We start from the raw sequence: 16,086 nt of genomic DNA, 5'->3' as shown, positions 1-16,086 counted from the left end.
AAGCAGCCCTAACGATTTCCATACAGAGTCCCACGGAGCGATATTCAACCCGGACGTTTTTGACGGGCCGGCCCGCACTGCAGGTGGGGCTCGAAGCGCTTTATCGCATGTGGTTACCTGCGCTGGCTCAGCACCTTAGTCGTGTCAGGTAGTCCGCGCATAACCCTTCGTGCAGCCGCTGGTACTCCTTGTCAGTTGCTTGATGCTGAAGGCATTGGGATATCCCAGACGACCTCCGCCAGTTTACTCAGAAACTCCTGACGCTCTGTGACAGCTACCGCATTCCAAGTTTGCCAGCTTTCAAGCTTGCGCACGGTTGCCGTAATCCTGTCGTCCTTGCCCACCTCGTGCGCTGCAGCATCCGCCTGACACTTCGTTAGCAGAAATTTCGACTGCTCATACGCTACGATTTTTCCGGAATACCGGCCGTTCTGAAGCGCCCTGTTGATCGCTTTCTCGATGAGTAACAGGTTGCCGAGACACTGGCGAATATGAATATCGGCGGCACCCTCGCCAAACTCTTCCATAGCCTCGAAAGAAGCATTCGATGCCAAGATGTGCTCAATGTCGTTGCCGCCGGCCGTGTAGTCGGACAGGCGGTCGCGCGATGCACTCGAGCCGTATGCCTGCAGGTCGATATACTGCGTGAGCTTTGCCAGTAGATAGCGGAGACGGAAGCCGCGGAGCTGCCAGGTCTTCAAACCAAGCAACGTCCTCCGGAATTCAAGGGCCAGCGTTTGACGCTCGGCACGCAAGGTTTTCTCCAAAAACAGTTCAAGCTGCGCATCAGAGATTTTGTTGAGCTGATGCGCAGCTTCGATAATACGTCTCTCATACTCTTTACCTGACGTGCCGGTCAGTAGCCAAACGAACATGGTTTTCTCCAGATCGTCGGCAAGTTTGCTGAAATTCGCAGGGGACAGGGAGCGACCAGCAAGCAGGAGAATAAAGTGCTGCTTTATGGACTTTCCTCCGAGCAGACGGGTGTTGATGATTCCTGCCTCTTCTTCGCCAGCGACGTTCTGTCCCTTCGCGAAGTGAGCATACGCCTTGGCAGCGTCAAGCAGCTTTCCGGCAAAAGCGAGCGGTTTTTTTTCGTGATTGGTTTGCTCCGCGTTCTTCCGAAACCAATCGTAGATCGCGTCTTCACGAAGCCTTCCGTCTACGTCATGCGCCGCAAGCAGATAGTACCTCAAGAACCGTAGCGGCTTTTCGTTCGCCTGATAGATAGCATCGGTGAGCTGTTTCCACACAGCTTTCAGCTTGCTAAACTCCTCACCTTTTGCGTTCATGAAAAGGAGGTTCTTGAGCAAGTCCATGGCGTCGAGGCCGACGCCACGATCATTGATCGTCTCAAATATTTTCAACGCCACGGCTACGGTCGGAGTTTCGATCCGGATGATCTTCACCTTGTTGGTGAAGTAGCCGTAGAAACGGCGTACTTCGGCTGGATCGTTTTTAAGCGTGGTCTCAATAAATTCCTTGATTGTCAGATATGCATTGTAGAGATTTCGGATTGACCTCGTTCCATCGCTGGGGGCGTCGGTGCCTGCACCTTCCGCATACCTTCTTAGGACGTCGCCCGCATCTTCGTATTGAAGGTCGAGCCTTAGACTTTGCGTTGTCTCGCCCTGCCAGTTGGTGGAGCTGTAAATTATCTGTCCGGGAAGTTCCTCTGGAACATCTGCCTTTAAAGCGACCAGCTTATCGCGGAGCGCGCATAATGTGAGATAGGCGGTTGTAGTTCGCTGCTGACCGTCGATGAGGTCGAAAACATCGCCGGCCTCGCGACAAACAACAACGGTCCCGATGAAATACTCAGGCGCGTCGTTCTTACTGGCATTCTGGTACTCGCTGTAGATGTCGCTCAGAAATTGTTCGACCTCTTCGCCACCCTCACCGCGAGGGTCCGTCTCACCCCAAACGTACTCCCGCTGATAATCGGGAACGCGGTAAAAGTCTTGGAAAAGAGATTTAATGTTTCGGTCTTGCGGATCGATCTGTTTGTTCATGCATAAAGCCCCGTGTGATAATCTGCTTGTTCCCTTTCAGGACAAGATTAGTCAACTCCCCTACGCGTTAGCGCGCCCAGGCATTTCAAAAGCCCTTGGACGCAGAGTCACCGTGAATCAATGTGCCGACTAGCTCGGCCGGTGTTCCGGGTTGAGGGTGGAACCACAACTCTATGGGAGTGATCGGCCCGTTGACTTTTGTGACAATCTCGATCGCTTGGGTGATCAGACGTTCTGGAAGTTCGCCATAGAACAGGTAAATAGCGCGATGGTAGCCTACGAGGCGACAGTATTCAGATAGCGTTAGAATATCCTTACATATGCCGCCAAGCCGCGCAGAACCAGGTTTCACCTCAATGATGGCATGATTGTTGTCCATCGATCCGGGGATGTGAACAAGCAGATCCGGCGACGCGAGACGGGCGCCGGTTGCCTTGATCAGAGCGTGTCCTTGTTTGTCTACTTCACCGTTCAACACGAACGCAGTGTCCGACGGCCAGATCTGCCGAAGTTGGTGATATAATTCATAGCAATATACGCGTTCGCGAAATTTGGGATCGCTTCCATGGACTGGTAGATGAAAGTAGAGGCCTCCGATGGAAGCCGTAGCCTGACAAAAAACGTCGTTAAGTTGCTGCACCTTAACCTCAACACTTTCGAGGAGATTGGCCGGCGTTGCGCCGGCGGCCATGGCTTATGTTTCAGGGATCGCGCGTCACTGGAGCCAATCGGAACATTGTGCCAACTACGGGCATATGGATCCAGAGTTCAGAGCAACGCCGTCCGGTGATTGATTCCACCGCACCTGCATAGGCAGCAAGTTGCGGCGCGTGGCCAACGGCTCGTTCTTCCCAAAGCTCGAAACGGCCGGGAAAGCTCTTGTGGTCGATAATAGCGAAATCAATCCCGGTTTCGACCAGCATATCAATACGGCCCTTGAGAAGCTGATCGGCTGCGGGTGACGTGACGGGCACTTCAGCAATGCACCTGGTCACCGGCCATCGGCCGCGGCGCCAGGTTGCTAGTCGGTCACTGGCGATAAGCGCATCATCTGCTTTGAAGCCAATCACGTTCCAACGCGTCAGGATAGACGACGCGTCGGCAAGGCGCTGACTTCGGTCGCGGTCTGGATCATCATAGCCGATGATGGAATGGAGCGCTTCGCCTAGCGCTGCAATGTCGGCGATCCCGTGTATCGGGAGCCTTCCGCCAAGGTCAACCCTTTCGACGACCTTCCAGCTTCCACCTACCGCCTCGCTTGGTTTCAGAAACAAGGGCGGACGGACCTGCGGCTCGGTCGTTCGCGCTCGCACGTAGGTGGGCAGCCTGCCACGCTCCGTCAATTCGCCACTCGTCGCAAGCGCCTTCACATTGACTGTGAAATTCTGGTTCCCAACCCCAAGCTGGTTATCGTCGTTCTGGGGAGGAACGACATGCGCTGCGGCCTCCGGCGCATTGAGCAGGCTCAGCCAATTGAGCGGGCCTTTCGCCGGCGGAGCAAAGATCAGATAGTCGCGGGCTCGCGTGGCGCCAACATAGAGAAGCCTGGTGTCTTCCTCGACAGCGCGTTGCAAAGCACGCCGCCCCGTCTCTGAGTTCGCTACCTCAACATCGATCGTGCCGCCTTTTCCACTCTGACCATACGGCCACGGCCAGAAGCGAATCCACCGCTCCGCCAGAGGGTTGCGCCAATCAAGCTCGCCGGTCGTCTCGGCGACCGGCTCGAACAGCCGCGCCTTCGATTCCCAGGCAAGTCCGGTCAAGATCGTCATTGGCCATTCAAGGCCTTTCGATCCGTGATAGGTCATGACCTGGATCGCATCACTGGCAAGGCTTGGGGGGCGCTTCGGCTCCGCTCCGTCGAGCGCAAGCAGCAGCCCCTGCAGGGTCGCAGGCGAGCCGGATGCAGCGCACTCTTCCTCATAGGCGCGTGAGAAACCGCGCAACGCCTCGAGGTCGTCGAAGCGCATCGCGGTATCGCCCCAGCTCTCGATATGGCTCAACAGTGCTGGCAACGCGAGTACGGCGTCGACCAGTTCGGCCGGCGTGAAATTGAGCAATTGACCTGCGAGCCTATCAAGCGCATCCGATATCGGCACGGCTGCCCGGAGCGCTGCGTCGGCATCATCAGAGGTAGCAGCCTGCAGCCATGCATTGGAACCGGCATCATCAGCGAAGAAGCGGGCGAGCTCCGCGAGGGCAAGGCGATCCGTCGCGTCAGCCACGCGCCGACAAGCGGCGAGCACGAATTCCACATGGGGTGTACGCGCAAGTCCCGATCGTTCAACTGCCACCGGAAGTCCAGCACGGCTAAGGGCGAGGGCAAAACGTCCGACATCGGTATTGGAACGGCAGAGAATGGCGATGTCACCTGGCGTGATTGGCCTGTGATCGTGCTTGTCGTCTTCGACAAGCCAGTTGTCGGCTTCGGCCAGACATTGCCGGATTCCCTCCGCGAGGGCTTGTGCCTGCTCGTCGACTTTGCCCATCAGCCACCACCATCCTGCTGAAGGCTTGTCAAAGCCAGCGTCGGATCGCGCCGCATCCGAAAACGCGTGCTTCGCCGCCGGCAGTCCCATCCGTTCGAAGACCGGCGTAAACATGGCATTGAAGAGATCGACCAGGCTTTTGCGGCTTCGCCATGATTTGGACAGGACCGGATTGTCCTCGGGCTTCCCCCCAGCGCCGAGAAACGCAGCCTGGGTCAGCTCGGTGTCGGCGCCGCGAAAGCCGTAGATGGCCTGCTTCGGATCACCAACCCAGGTGCTCTCGTCGACCAGCTCCCCAAGAAGTGTGAACACGGCAAGCTGCAAGGGACTCGAATCCTGGAACTCATCGACGAAGACACGGCTGACACGTTCCTTGAGCCTTGCGGCCAGGTGAGGTGTTTTGAGGATCTCTAGCGCGAGAGCTTCCTGATCCGTAAAATCCAATAGCCCACGCTCGGCCTTCCAATCCTGGTAAGCGGTCAACGCCTCGGCGGCGCAATGAAACGTCTCCGTGATGAACTGCTCGCATTCGAACCGGAGCCGCGGATGCTCGCTGTGCCGCCCCGCCGCGGCGATAAGATGGATCAACGCCTGATTATAAGGCTGTCCGTCCTTGGTGGGCGCGCATTTCACCTTGGTCAAACGCGCCCAAGTCGACCAACTGAGCGTTTCGCCGCGTAAAATGCGTTCATGCGCCGCCCTGATCGTCTCGACCGAATCCGCTCCCGTGCTGCTCACGATGGCCGGGCGCATTTCGAAGGCATCCTTCAACGCGTTGGCCAGTGCTGCGTCGAGGTCCGCGGCGTCTGCCGCGGGAGGTGGAAAGCATGCCAGAAAGGCCTCAATTGATCGCTGCGCCGACGAGGCTAACTGGTCAGCCTCAATTCCATTTGCCCGCGCGAGGGTCGCGATACTGCGCACAGTCCGGCGCCAGTCAGGCGGTTCTCCCGTCCCCGGCGCACGAGGATCATTGTAGCCGAAGTGGTCCGCGAGTTCGTTCAGGACCTCGGCACGTGCGGCGATTGCACCGTCCGCGGCCACGCTGAACACCAGCGACATGTTGGATTCACCGATGACAGCGGTCGACGGCGAGCGCCCCAGGTCGATGACAAATTCGCTGACGATTTGGCTGCAAACGGCGTTGACAGTGCCGAAGCGCGCACCGAGCAACTGGGCAGCTGCGTCCGCCTTGCCTTGCTCAAATAGTTTGGCACGGGCGCGTTCGACAAGTTCATCCGCCGCCTTGATGGTGAACGTCGTCGCAAGGATCTGTTCGGGCGTACGCACCAGAACCTCGTCGGCGATGTCATTGACGATCCTCGTCGTCTTTCCGGCGCCAGCGGCGGCGGTAATGGTCGTCAGTCGCGACATCAAACAAGCTCCTCGTAGACGCGACAGAGGCCGCGCAAATTGCAGAAGCGGCAGGGTTCTTTCGCTGCATCAATCGCAAGCCCAGCAGGTCGCAGATCACCTGTATCGGGGAAGCCGGCCGCAATCAGAGTCCCCTTCGTGGTGAGATCGTGCCAGAGACGCCAATCGTTTTTCACATGGCCAAGCGTAGCGAGGTCATCTATATCCGCTTCAATAGGATTGCCGGTCAGAATGGAGCCCGGACCCGCTACTATGCGTCGCTGGCGCAGCAGAAAATAGCCTCCCGGAGCACCCGTCCCGTCGCTGGCCGAAAGCCCGCGATAGATGGCTAGCTGGATGGCACGCCCGGACGCGACTTCCTCCCTATATCGCCGTTCGGAGCGGGTCCATTTGAGGTCCAGAACTGCGATCCGGTCGCCGCGACGAACCAGGAGGTCGAGTCTGCCCTGAAGCAGGAGCTGCCCCTGGATACCTTCCCGATCGAGCTCCGACCCGACGATCTCCAGACCTTGAGCATGGAGCAGGCGAACAAGCGCCTCCAAGGCACGTGGCACCATTTCGCGAGCGGCCGCGAGTTCTCCGGCATGTTCGGGCTGGAGGAGCGGAGCTGCGATCTCGGGAAGCAGGCTTTCGAAATGCCTGATTGCTTCCGTCCTGATACCGGCTTCGGCCGGTGGTGCGCCCGGAAGGAGCAGCCGGCGGGCGATCTCGTGGGCGAGATTTCCGAAGAGCTGGTCGGTGCCTGGGATTTCTGCAAAACGACCCGGCCGAAGATTGAGAATATCCTGGGCGAACCAGCTCAATTGACAGTTCAACATCCGTGTCAGCGAAGTCGCGCTCTCACGACGGGTGTCGGTAAGGCGTGTCGTTCCCGGCGGTATTGTCCAGACTGGAACCCCTGCTGGCGGCTGCACTTGCCGTCCAACAAGCTGGCGAGGAAGTATCCTGCCGGCGAGCATGGCATCGGGTTCACGCAGCAGCCGTTCCGCCTTGAAGGTGATCGCCGCCCCGCTTTCTTTCAGCAGAGGCCGCAAACGATGCGCCATTGGATGAAGGGTCGTCTGCGCGTCGCGCGCAAGCGCTGGGCGCACGAGAATGAGGTTTCCGTGGCAACGCCGGATGACACTGCTATGGGCGGCCTCGATCCGACGCGCAATCGCTGGTGAAGCATCGATCTCCACTCCATTGGCAATGAGCGCTTCACGCTCGGCATTGTCCCATGGTGTGATGGCAATCTTTTCGCCAGGACCGACAAAGTTCCACCAGATGACACGCAGGGCCGAGGACCACAATGCTCCTGGCGCCTTGATGGCACGAACAGCACCAGCTTCCGCAAAATGGTCCGGATTGGGAACGCCCTCCGACAGGACTTGCAAGACAACCCGCTCGAGAAGGAGGGCGGGAATGACCGAAAGCTCCAGGCGGCTCAGGGCGTCAGACACAGCAGCCGCAGCATTCGAAACTGCCATCAGCAAGCGGTCGCCATCGCCACCGTCCGAACGCATCGCCCAAGCGGCCACTCTCCCGCAGATCGCCAACGCCTCCGACAGTGGCATCCCCTCGCCTCTCGCAAAGCGCCCGACCTCCGTCCATGCGCGCCATTCCGCAAGCGTCGTGTCGGTTTTACGGCGCGCTGTATCCGCGTCGGATCGCGTATTGATTTCGAGCAGGCGATCCTCGATTTGGACCCATGCTTCGCGCCAGACGCGGCCACCGACCCCCGGCTCTTCGCTGAGCGCGCGTGCGAGCCGACGCGCGGCCCAGGCCGCAACAGGTGGCCTGGGAAGGAGAAAGAGGTTTAATAGCGCGCGGGGATCGAACGGCTGCCACGCGGCGGCGAAAGCCAGAGGAAGAACCTGCAGTGCTCCACGCCAGGGTGATGAGGCGGAGAGCCCGAGGGCTGGAATGCCCCTCGCCCGCAAAGCATGGTCCAGGAGCGCCGTATCGCCGTCGGAAGCGAGAATGACGCTTCCGCGCAGGTCCTCCGACGGCAAGGCTGCTAACCAGTCGGCGATCGTTTCAGCAGCCATGAGCTCCGTATCGGCTTCCACCATTGTAAGAGTGCCGTCGCCTGCCAGTGGCTGGACGGGCTCCCCTGATAGAACCCTCTGCACTATGCGCAGGTCAGAGCCCTCTGCCGCCAGGTCGGGCTGCTCGTGTTGGAAGATCGTGACCCCGACGGATTCGAGAGCCTTAACAATGCGTGCCCACAGTGGCGGCAAAAGATCCCGCCGGTCTGCCAAACCGAGTTGGTGAATTCTTAGGCCAGGCCTTGTCTTAAGGACGTCGAGCAAAGCTATGGCGCGATCTTCCAAGCCCGCCGGCAATGTTGGCTCGACTGCCTCTGCGGCAGCGAGATCGTCTAGGCGATTGCTACCGGTCGCGGTACCGTGCCAGCCACCGCCCACCAGCGTATCGCGCCACTCAAGGAGGGTGGCGGCCGTAGACCAGGGATCCCTCGAAAATGACGAGGCCCAGAAACGATCGCCACCGCAAGCACGGAGCTTTGCGAGATAAGTCGAAATGCGCACCGCCTTCGAAACGCTCGGTGCAAGCATTCCTAGCTGGGTTTCAAGCGTCTGAACCAGACCCAAGGGTCCAACGACATCCTCATCCAAACTTCCGGATGCGTCGTGCGCGTCGGGATAAACTCGACCATCTGCTGCCAAGCCGAAGATGAGATGCATGTCCTACCCCTGATTCCCCCTACCCCAGATTGCACTATGCCGGCTCTCGACGCGAGTCATTATCACTGGAGCCCGACGGTGGACCGATTGGGTAGCCCGAGCGAGAACTTTCCGCCTTCCCGTCACCGCAAGCCACTAAATGTCAGAAGGACGCAGGTCTTTGTTCGCCTGCGTCCGCCGCCTGTCAGTTGAAGAACTTTCGGAAGATGGACTTGAACCAGCCAAATAGACCTCCGGCTGTTGGTCCCATCGTTTCTGCAATAGGGGAAGGCGCGGGCGGTCGCTTAAGAAGCCGATCCTTCTCTCGGCCGGCCTCGATTGCAGCCCGTGACATCTTGTTGGCCCAAACTATCATCCCTTGATCGATGACGTAGTGCGAAGCACAGGCAAAGTCGTGATTGCCGATCGATGGCCAGAGCGATGCGTTGTCGCCGTGCATAGTTAACTTGTATTCGGTCGCGACCAGAGGCGTCGATACTTCCTCACCGCACCCGCACGCGCAATTGTGGAGTGCGACGCGACACTCCCGCGAAACATACAAAACCCCGTCGTCGAGAGTTTCAGGTATCTCCGCTGTGAAGACTGTTCTCAGCCTTTTAATCCGCGTCATATCGCAGCCCTGTTCGAGATATTGTTCCCCTCGATCATGTAAACCGAATTCATCTCATTACGCTCATCACGAAAATAGTCCGCCCACCGCTGCCAGCGCATGATGGCCATGATTGCGTTTAGCGAGTTGATGGCCGCGATCTGGATATCCGTTCGGTAGACATCGTCATCTTCTACGTCATCGCCGAAGGGAAGCAGCCTCTCGACCTCGCTCCAGTCGGTGCCTGGGCGGATGAACGTCGCCCTCGCGCATCCGTCCAGCCTGCCATCCTCCAGGCCAACGCCGATCCCGGTGTCGATAAACGGGATCGCCAACCGGACCAGTCCCTCAGCGATTTCGCGCCGCGACGAGCCCTTATCGATGCAGACAAAGACGAAGTCGAAGCCCGAGAGCTCGTCAACATTGCCATATGTAACGCGGACCGGGTGGGAAACGATGCCCTTGTGAATACGCGCGTAAACCTGCGTGTAGTAGTTCACCTTGAAAGGGAACTCCTTGAGCAATTCCCTTTCAGGCGAGCCAGGCGACCGGAACAAATTGTGATTAAGAAGCTGATCCCCGTCATACAGGTGGATCTCCGTGACCCATGTCTTGGCAAGAAGGTCGAGCAGGTAGGACCCGGTCCCGCCAAGGCCTATGATGGCGACCCGTCCCATAAGCTTTCGGTTTACCGCGCCTATACGGTATCGGGCCGAGGCAGAGTCAGGAATTGCGAATGGACTGTCGTCATTTGAGATCAACCCGCGGGCATGCGTCCTGGCGTTAGCCGTTCGGTCCAAAGATCTCGCGGCACCGCCGATCAATCCCTCGTAAGCTACTACCTTGTCGTAGATAGTCTCGTAGCGATGAGTGATCTCCGGCTTCGACGACAAATAATAGCTAACATCAATATCAGCGAAGCGCTGCTGAACGGCACCGTTGACGATATTGTTCATCGGCTTTCCATCGCGATGACATGGCATCCCACCTGCGAAATACATGGTGTGATCGCCCTGCGGCGTCGAGGTCAACCCAGAGGACGCTTCAAGCGAAAGGGCACAGGTGAGGACGCCGCGGGCCAAGGAGCCATCGACCGTCACATAAGGAATGCTACGGACAATCAAATGACCGTTGCTCACCTCAAGCTCGAAGCCTTCGTCTTCGAGTTGCTTCAGAAACGGGTCACGACTTATCAGATCGACGGACATTGAACACCATCCCATTCTTGACCATGATAGATTCACCCTCAACGAGATCACCCTCTGCACCACCGACCCCATGAAGGTAGGTCGTGGTGTAGTTGAAGTTTTCGAAGTCGGGATTCGGGTAAGCAATCGCGGCGATTTCGCGATAGCTATGGCGACGCTTCTCAACGGTCCGCGGCCGCCCGTTGACTTTAATTGTCACGGTTTTGGGTTCGCGGCTACGGACGCGCTCGACGCCCTTACCGCTCAAATCGATTTTGCCATCGACCGGGATGATTGTGTCACCATCACTATCGAGGACCAGTTCGCGGTCCTCATCAATGTCCGCGTAACGATAGAGATCGGCGGCAGCGATTGCTCCCTCGCCCCACTCCCAACCGCGTTCGTCAACAGTGAAGTTGTAAACCCGATCGCTTTCGAAAGTCCGGAATACCGCAGTTTCACCCGGGGCGAACTTCACCTCATCCTCAAGGCCAATCGAGCGCCCGGATTTCTCAACGATCTGTATGAGGACAAACTCGCTCGCAGGCACTTTGCCCGCGGTCTCCCGAATCTGACTGCCGTCCATGACTTTATCGCCGATGCTATAAATCGCGCCATCGACAGTGAACTCGAATTTCTTGTTGTCTTTTACCATAACTGCGCTCCGTTCTCCGGCGACTCTTGATCGTGATTCGTCAGTGGACTACACTGCGATTCTAGTCCCGATATGGACTAATCTATATCGGGACTTATTTGAAATACAAGTCCATATTGGGACTTTTCGGGAGATTCATGCGTGGCTAATATCGAACCCGTCGCCGCAGCGGCCGAAGGGCGATCATCGATTCCGGCAGTCATGGAGGCATTTCAAGGACTTGCGGAGTTGTGGGAGCTTTCAACCGAAGACCAACTTCTCCTGCTGGGATCGCCTGGCCGATCGACCTTCTTTAAGTGGAAGAAAGAAGGAGGCTCAATTCCAAGAGACACCGTCGAGCGAGTCTCTCACCTACTCGCGATCCATAAGGCCCTTGAGATTCTACTCCCGGACAGCAGAGCTGCTGACACTTGGATCCGAAGACCTAACCAGTTTTTCCGCGGGCAGAGTGCTCTCGACGTTATGCGCGGCGGCCAAGTGATGGATATATTCCGTGTCAGACAATATGTGGACGCGCAGCGTGGCGGCTAACTCTTTCACTGTGATCGACGTCAAGCAAACGTTCTTTACTCTCATTCCGTCGCGATTTCCGACGATTGATGTTTTTGCGCGGGTAGCGAATGGTCGGAGTAAGGAACTGGCTGAGATTGAGTCCCTAACCAATCCGCGCCTGAAAGACCGAGAGCGCATTCTCCGAGGTGGAGCTACGATTGTTGATGATAACGCCCCACTTCTTCAGAACTGGAATCATGCCCCATTCACATATCACAACCCGGAGGGCTCGCGGTTTTTCGGCCCCGAAAATCCGGTGCTAGAACTATTTAGCGACATTCAGACAGCCCTTTCTGTTTCCATTTGGAAACGAGAGAGGTTCCTGTCTCGCACTAGCGAGGCACCGATTGGACTTGAGATGCGAGAATTGTCGCGCACCGTGAAAGGCCGCTTCGTTGATGGTCGCGATTGGGATCCGGACCTTGATATTGACACGAGATACAAGCGCGGTCGGCATATCATGGATGCCGGTTTCGACGGCCTGCTCTATAGGCCGCCAGAGCGAGGTGCCGGCTTTTGTGTCTGCGTACTTCGGGGTGAGGTCCTAGATCGGGCCGTTCAGGGCAACCACTTCAAGTTCGTCTGGGACGGAAAACTTATCAGTCGGATCTATTCCTTTGGTTCCGGGAAAGAATATGTACCTGACGATCTGCGGGGTAGCGAGAACGTGATAGCGGCTTAAGCTCGATGCCCCAACCAGGTCATCAATTGTGCAGCGCTTGTAGCAATCCTTGTCGTTGCGTTCATAGTGGTCTAGGATAGCCTTGCTTGCTAGCCGATACTATCTATCGCACTTTTCGAAACACTCAATGACGTCTGCCTTTGTTAGACGCACGCTCATCGTCCCTTTGCCTCAGTCGCTTACACTAGCGGCCCACGACCCTGCACGGAATGCCAACAATCGCCCGGTGACCTTAGACCTTAGTGCACTCCCCATGCCCGAAACCTCCCCCTCCCGGTCATCTCCCTGAGGCCAAGCTCCAAAACAATCCGCCGCGCCGCCTGCGGTGTGACGTCGAGCGTCTTCGCAACCATCCCGGCAGAGACCAGCGGTTTTGCCATGACCAGCTCGACCAGTTCTGGCAATTTTGAAGAGGTTCGGCGTCCCTCCAGCTTTCGCTCCATCATTTTTCGCGCCAGCGTCAACCGGTCATGTTCTTTCATGCCAATCTCCGCGGCCGCGATCAGCCCCTGGGCAATCGCGAGCAGTCGAGTCTTCCGATCGCGACTGCGGCGCCGATCGACGGGTATCGTTTTGAGCCCGAGATTGACGGCGGCAAGATGGGCGCCGGTAGTGATGCCGGCCTGGCGCAGGATCGAGGCGGCAAACAGCCGGCCAAGCCAGGGCGCGTGCTGCAGCACCGACAACTCATTCCAGGCATCGAGGGCGACGATCGCCTGCAGCACGGCCGGCAAGTTTTCGGCCTGGCGCAGCGCGCCGCGCCATTCGTCGAGCCGAGCATCTTCGTCCCAGTCGAGATCATAGACGAGAGGGTCTCGCTCGCGGTTATTGGCCGGGGTCCGACCGGGCTTTTTGGCTCGTTCGATTGCGGCGTCCGAGCGCGCGAGCAGCGCATCGATTGCAGCATAGTCGACGCCCGGCAGATCTTTGACGTCATCACCATCATCACCCTCCCCTTCTGGCTCGATCGGGGCCTTGGGCCTGATGACTCCGGCCGTCTCCGCCTCGCCCGCGGCGGCCGACGTGGTTTCCGATGTCTGCCTCAGCGTCCGCAAACCTTCGGCGGATAGCGCCCAGTCAGGCGCCTGGCCGCAAATGCGTCGGCGAGTGCGCAGCACGTCGCGGGCGATGGTCAGTTCGTGAGTGGGGGTGCGGATATCGCGGGTGGCGTCGTGGAGGACGAGGTCTTCGAGATGGACGAGTTCTCCGTCGATCCACAGCGAGGCGCAGGCGTCGGCAAAGTTTTGGCGTTCTAGCCAGCCTGATCCTACCACGGAGCGCTCAATGCGCTCGTCCAGACGCGTCAGAGCGACAACAGCGTCGAAAGCCGGCCGCATTAAGACACTCAGGCTGATTTTCGAGAGATCGTAAGCCATTGAAATTATGGTAAATGATGTCTTAAACGAAAGCTATAAGGTCACTGCGGTTCCCCACATGCTATAAAAGAGCCCGTGGCGGCTCGCCACCGATAAGTACCGCTTATCGGAAGTGATTGCTATAACGCCGCAAATTAGGGTGTCGGTCACCATGGATCGCAGGAAATGCGCGGTTTTCCAGGCTTTTCGGCCGATTTCGTCTGGGATGACCGGACTCCCCGAGACAGAATTCGGCCGCCGCAGTTGCCCCGCATAATCCCGACCCTTCTTCCGGCATAATGTGCCGGCGACCTCCCGAGGGCCCCTGCTCTCGCGGCATCTCCAAAACGGTTGTTTTTCCGGCCTTTCCGCCACAGGAGCCCGCTGGCGCGGGTTTGTCAGTGCGGACGCTCCGTTGCTTATCTCGGGCGGCGATTTGAGTCTGGCGGGCCGCTATTTGATGCCTAAAACACGCTTGCAACTGTTCGATTTCTAACGCATGCCTTATCTGTACAAACTACTTCGAGACAGGGCCGTTACAAGCGCGATGGCAAAGCCACAAACATTTGACAACCAACAATCTCCCAAGCGGCTGATCGGTTATGCCCGGGTGTCGACGGATGAACAGGTCCACGATGCCCAGTTGGACGAGCTGCGTGCAGCCGGCTGCGATCGGATCCATCAGGAGCATGGTTCCGGAGCATCGCGGGCTCGACCGGTGCTGACGCGATTACTCGCTGAACTTAGCGCCGGCGACGTCCTCATTGTCGTGCGCCTCGATCGACTGGCCCGATCCGTCAGTCATCTCTTGTCGGTGATCGAGGACCTCGAGGCCCGCGGCGTGCATTTCCGGTCGATCCGCGATCCAATCGATACGTCGACCCCGCAGGGCATGTTTTCCCTTCAGGTCCTCGGCGCCGTCGCGCAGCTCGAGCGGGCGCTAATCGCTGAGCGTACCAAAGCCGGCATTAAGGCGGCGAAGGCACGCGGCAAGCTTCCTGGAAATCCCGGTCTGCGAGAACGACGGCCGGAGGCGATCAAGGCAATCTCGCAGGCACGGGAGAAGCTCTATCTCGATGAACTCATTGCATCGGCGCAGACGTGGCTGCCGATGGTGCGTCAACTCCGGCCGCAGCACAGTTGGGACAATGTCGTGCGGGTTCTCAATCGCCGTGGCCACGACTGGACCGTCGAACGCCTTCGTCGCGCTGTTCATCGCATGGTACGCGAAAAGCTCGCGGAGAAGGAACTCCTTGCTCGATCCCCTCGCCGGGCTCCCGAAGACTATCTGATGAAGCTGGTGGCGGCAATTGCCATTGCCGATCCCAACCTGTCGCTGCGCGACATTGCCGCGCAACTGGACCAGATGGGAGAACGGCCTGTGCGCAGCGGCAAGAACTGGCAACCGTCCTCGGTGCGGGTCCTGCTGGACGAAGCCCACCGATTTGGCCTCATTCGCCGTTGAGGGCATGGTTCATCCGACGCCCGATGGCAGAGAGTCTTTTCTTGTCGCTATTCGACTGCATAGCCGTCAGGTCCGGCCTTTGGGGATCTGTAGCGCCAGGACCGCTAGTCGCTATCGCTCCGCGGTTTCAGCTCAGCGCCTACATCCTCGCCGCGGAGCCGGCTTCCTCCGCCTGCTCGCCCCCTCCCCCGGAACGTGCTGAAGGCTTCAGCCGCGGTGATTATGATCCGCAGAGGCGCGCGGGCCATGACCCTCGGCGGCGCGGGTAAAAGCAGAGGACAGCCGCTCCCCTCGCTACCAAAAAGCCGTCTCGGCTGCACGACGAATTCGGGCGCGAGCCGGAACTCAGTCAGACAGTATTTGTTTCTTTTACAATCCGTCCGCGTTTCGGCGTTCTTTCAAGGATGCTCGACAATTTGATTGAGCCATTTGTCCGCGCCGCCAGCTATATTTCCTACAAGAATGATTACGGCCGAAGATCTGCAAACATTCGTTTTACGACCAGCAAATTTCGACTGTCCTCGAAGCCTGGGAGGTCTTCGTCCTGAAGCATCCTGCGGAGACCGCCGTTAAGATTACAAAGCAATGTCTCCTTTCAGTCGTGACAAACACCGCGATTGTTCGTTCGAACACGAAGCCGCTCAATCGGCTCCGTGCATCAACTGACCTTACTACACCAGCCGCATAGAAGGGCTGTCGGCCATTCTACCCGGGCAACCATGACCAATGCCCTTAGAACGTCATGTACGATCAAAAATGACCGCCAAGACCCCGCGACCCATGGCGGCGACAGGACGGTACCTATCTCTACACAACCGATCTTGTGAGAGGTGGCGCGAGGAGCGGGTCATGCGCCGTCCATAGTAGCGCCCGAAAATGTCGCTTCTTTTCAGAGTGTTGTAGCTGTGGTCAGCTGACCACCGGAAAAGCAGCTGTTGGCAGTGCGTCCCACCCCAAAAGACTTGCTGGCCCACGACAGCAGAGTCTGGCGAAAAACCTCGATCAGTGGACCCGCTGACCTAGCACTCAATCCTCTCCGGCA

11 protein-coding genes are annotated in these 16,086 nt (G+C 58.2%); 3 read left to right on the top strand and 8 right to left on the bottom strand.

Annotated elements, in window-relative coordinates; translation table 11 throughout:
- Nucleotides 1-191: 191 nt before the first annotated feature.
- From QWJ46_RS26675 to QWJ46_RS26645, 7 genes are all read right to left on the bottom strand, one after another.
- A complete protein-coding gene (locus QWJ46_RS26675) occupies nucleotides 192-2,012 on the bottom strand; it encodes a DUF262 domain-containing protein (protein ID WP_004680478.1) in 1,821 nt (606 codons plus the stop codon).
- An 85-nt stretch (nucleotides 2,013-2,097) separates the two neighbouring features.
- Nucleotides 2,098-2,703, bottom strand: a complete 606-nt coding sequence (locus QWJ46_RS26670; RefSeq protein WP_004680479.1) for a hypothetical protein — start codon at nucleotides 2,701-2,703, stop codon at nucleotides 2,098-2,100.
- Nucleotides 2,704-2,713: 10 nt separating this feature from the next.
- Nucleotides 2,714-5,872, bottom strand: a complete 3,159-nt coding sequence (locus QWJ46_RS26665) for an exodeoxyribonuclease V subunit beta (protein ID WP_004680480.1) — start codon at nucleotides 5,870-5,872, stop codon at nucleotides 2,714-2,716.
- Nucleotides 5,872-8,559 (bottom strand): PD-(D/E)XK nuclease family protein, encoded by a 2,688-nt coding sequence (locus QWJ46_RS26660; protein WP_004680481.1) that lies wholly within the window; start codon nucleotides 8,557-8,559, stop codon nucleotides 5,872-5,874. The genes QWJ46_RS26665 and QWJ46_RS26660 overlap by 1 nt, the downstream gene beginning before the upstream one ends.
- Before the next feature lie 184 nt (nucleotides 8,560-8,743).
- Nucleotides 8,744-9,169, bottom strand: coding sequence for a DUF6527 family protein (locus QWJ46_RS26655; RefSeq protein ID WP_010034424.1), 426 nt, complete (start codon nucleotides 9,167-9,169; stop codon nucleotides 8,744-8,746).
- Complete coding sequence (locus QWJ46_RS26650; protein ID WP_004680483.1) at nucleotides 9,166-10,356, bottom strand: ThiF family adenylyltransferase; 1,191 nt, start codon at nucleotides 10,354-10,356, stop codon at nucleotides 9,166-9,168. The genes QWJ46_RS26655 and QWJ46_RS26650 overlap by 4 nt, the downstream gene beginning before the upstream one ends.
- Nucleotides 10,331-10,990 carry a multiubiquitin domain-containing protein gene (locus QWJ46_RS26645; protein ID WP_004680484.1) on the bottom strand — a complete coding sequence of 220 codons (660 nt, stop codon included), beginning with the start codon at nucleotides 10,988-10,990 and terminating at the stop codon, nucleotides 10,331-10,333. The genes QWJ46_RS26650 and QWJ46_RS26645 overlap by 26 nt, the downstream gene beginning before the upstream one ends.
- Nucleotides 10,991-11,191: 201 nt before the next feature.
- Between QWJ46_RS26645 and QWJ46_RS26640 the strand changes: the two genes are divergently transcribed.
- Both QWJ46_RS26640 and QWJ46_RS26635 read left to right on the top strand, forming a co-directional pair.
- Nucleotides 11,192-11,521 carry an MbcA/ParS/Xre antitoxin family protein gene (locus tag QWJ46_RS26640; RefSeq protein WP_010034430.1) on the top strand — a complete coding sequence of 110 codons (330 nt, stop codon included), beginning with the start codon at nucleotides 11,192-11,194 and terminating at the stop codon, nucleotides 11,519-11,521.
- Entirely contained in the window at nucleotides 11,484-12,224 is a 741-nt protein-coding gene (locus QWJ46_RS26635; RefSeq protein WP_237358602.1) for an RES family NAD+ phosphorylase, read from the top strand. Before QWJ46_RS26640 ends, QWJ46_RS26635 begins: the two co-directional genes overlap by 38 nt.
- Nucleotides 12,225-12,463: 239 nt before the next feature.
- Here the strand turns inward: QWJ46_RS26635 and QWJ46_RS26630 are convergent, their stop codons facing one another.
- The gene (locus tag QWJ46_RS26630; protein ID WP_026188831.1) at nucleotides 12,464-13,609 is read right to left on the bottom strand and encodes an RHE_PE00001 family protein; all 1,146 of its coding nucleotides are present in this window, start codon (nucleotides 13,607-13,609) and stop codon (nucleotides 12,464-12,466) included.
- A gap of 517 nt (nucleotides 13,610-14,126) precedes the next feature.
- Between QWJ46_RS26630 and QWJ46_RS26625 the strand changes: the two genes are divergently transcribed.
- Entirely contained in the window at nucleotides 14,127-15,044 is a 918-nt protein-coding gene (locus QWJ46_RS26625) for a recombinase family protein (protein WP_008534020.1), read from the top strand.
- Nucleotides 15,045-16,086: the final 1,042 nt, after the last annotated feature.

The sequence above is a fragment of the Rhizobium sp. CBN3 genome (genome assembly GCF_030518245.1).
Taxonomy (GTDB): Bacteria; Pseudomonadota; Alphaproteobacteria; order Rhizobiales; family Rhizobiaceae; genus Rhizobium; species Rhizobium aethiopicum_A.
Note: the sequence above shows the minus strand (reverse complement) of the source record. Positions and strands in the feature narration are given on the sequence as shown.

What these genes read in the sequence shown, in the direction of transcription:
- QWJ46_RS26675 (WP_004680478.1), bottom strand. Translation starts at nt 2,012, where the DNA reads ATGAACAAACAGATCGATCCGCAAGACCGAAACATTAAATCTCTTTTC.
- QWJ46_RS26670 (WP_004680479.1), bottom strand. Translation starts at nt 2,703, where the DNA reads ATGGCCGCCGGCGCAACGCCGGCCAATCTCCTCGAAAGTGTTGAGGTT.
- QWJ46_RS26665 (WP_004680480.1), bottom strand. Translation starts at nt 5,872, where the DNA reads ATGTCGCGACTGACGACCATTACCGCCGCCGCTGGCGCCGGAAAGACG.
- QWJ46_RS26660 (WP_004680481.1), bottom strand. Translation starts at nt 8,559, where the DNA reads ATGCATCTCATCTTCGGCTTGGCAGCAGATGGTCGAGTTTATCCCGAC.
- QWJ46_RS26655 (WP_010034424.1), bottom strand. Translation starts at nt 9,169, where the DNA reads ATGACGCGGATTAAAAGGCTGAGAACAGTCTTCACAGCGGAGATACCT.
- QWJ46_RS26650 (WP_004680483.1), bottom strand. Translation starts at nt 10,356, where the DNA reads ATGTCCGTCGATCTGATAAGTCGTGACCCGTTTCTGAAGCAACTCGAA.
- QWJ46_RS26645 (WP_004680484.1), bottom strand. Translation starts at nt 10,990, where the DNA reads ATGGTAAAAGACAACAAGAAATTCGAGTTCACTGTCGATGGCGCGATT.
- QWJ46_RS26640 (WP_010034430.1), top strand. Translation starts at nt 11,192, where the DNA reads ATGGAGGCATTTCAAGGACTTGCGGAGTTGTGGGAGCTTTCAACCGAA.
- QWJ46_RS26625 (WP_008534020.1), top strand. Translation starts at nt 14,127, where the DNA reads ATGGCAAAGCCACAAACATTTGACAACCAACAATCTCCCAAGCGGCTG.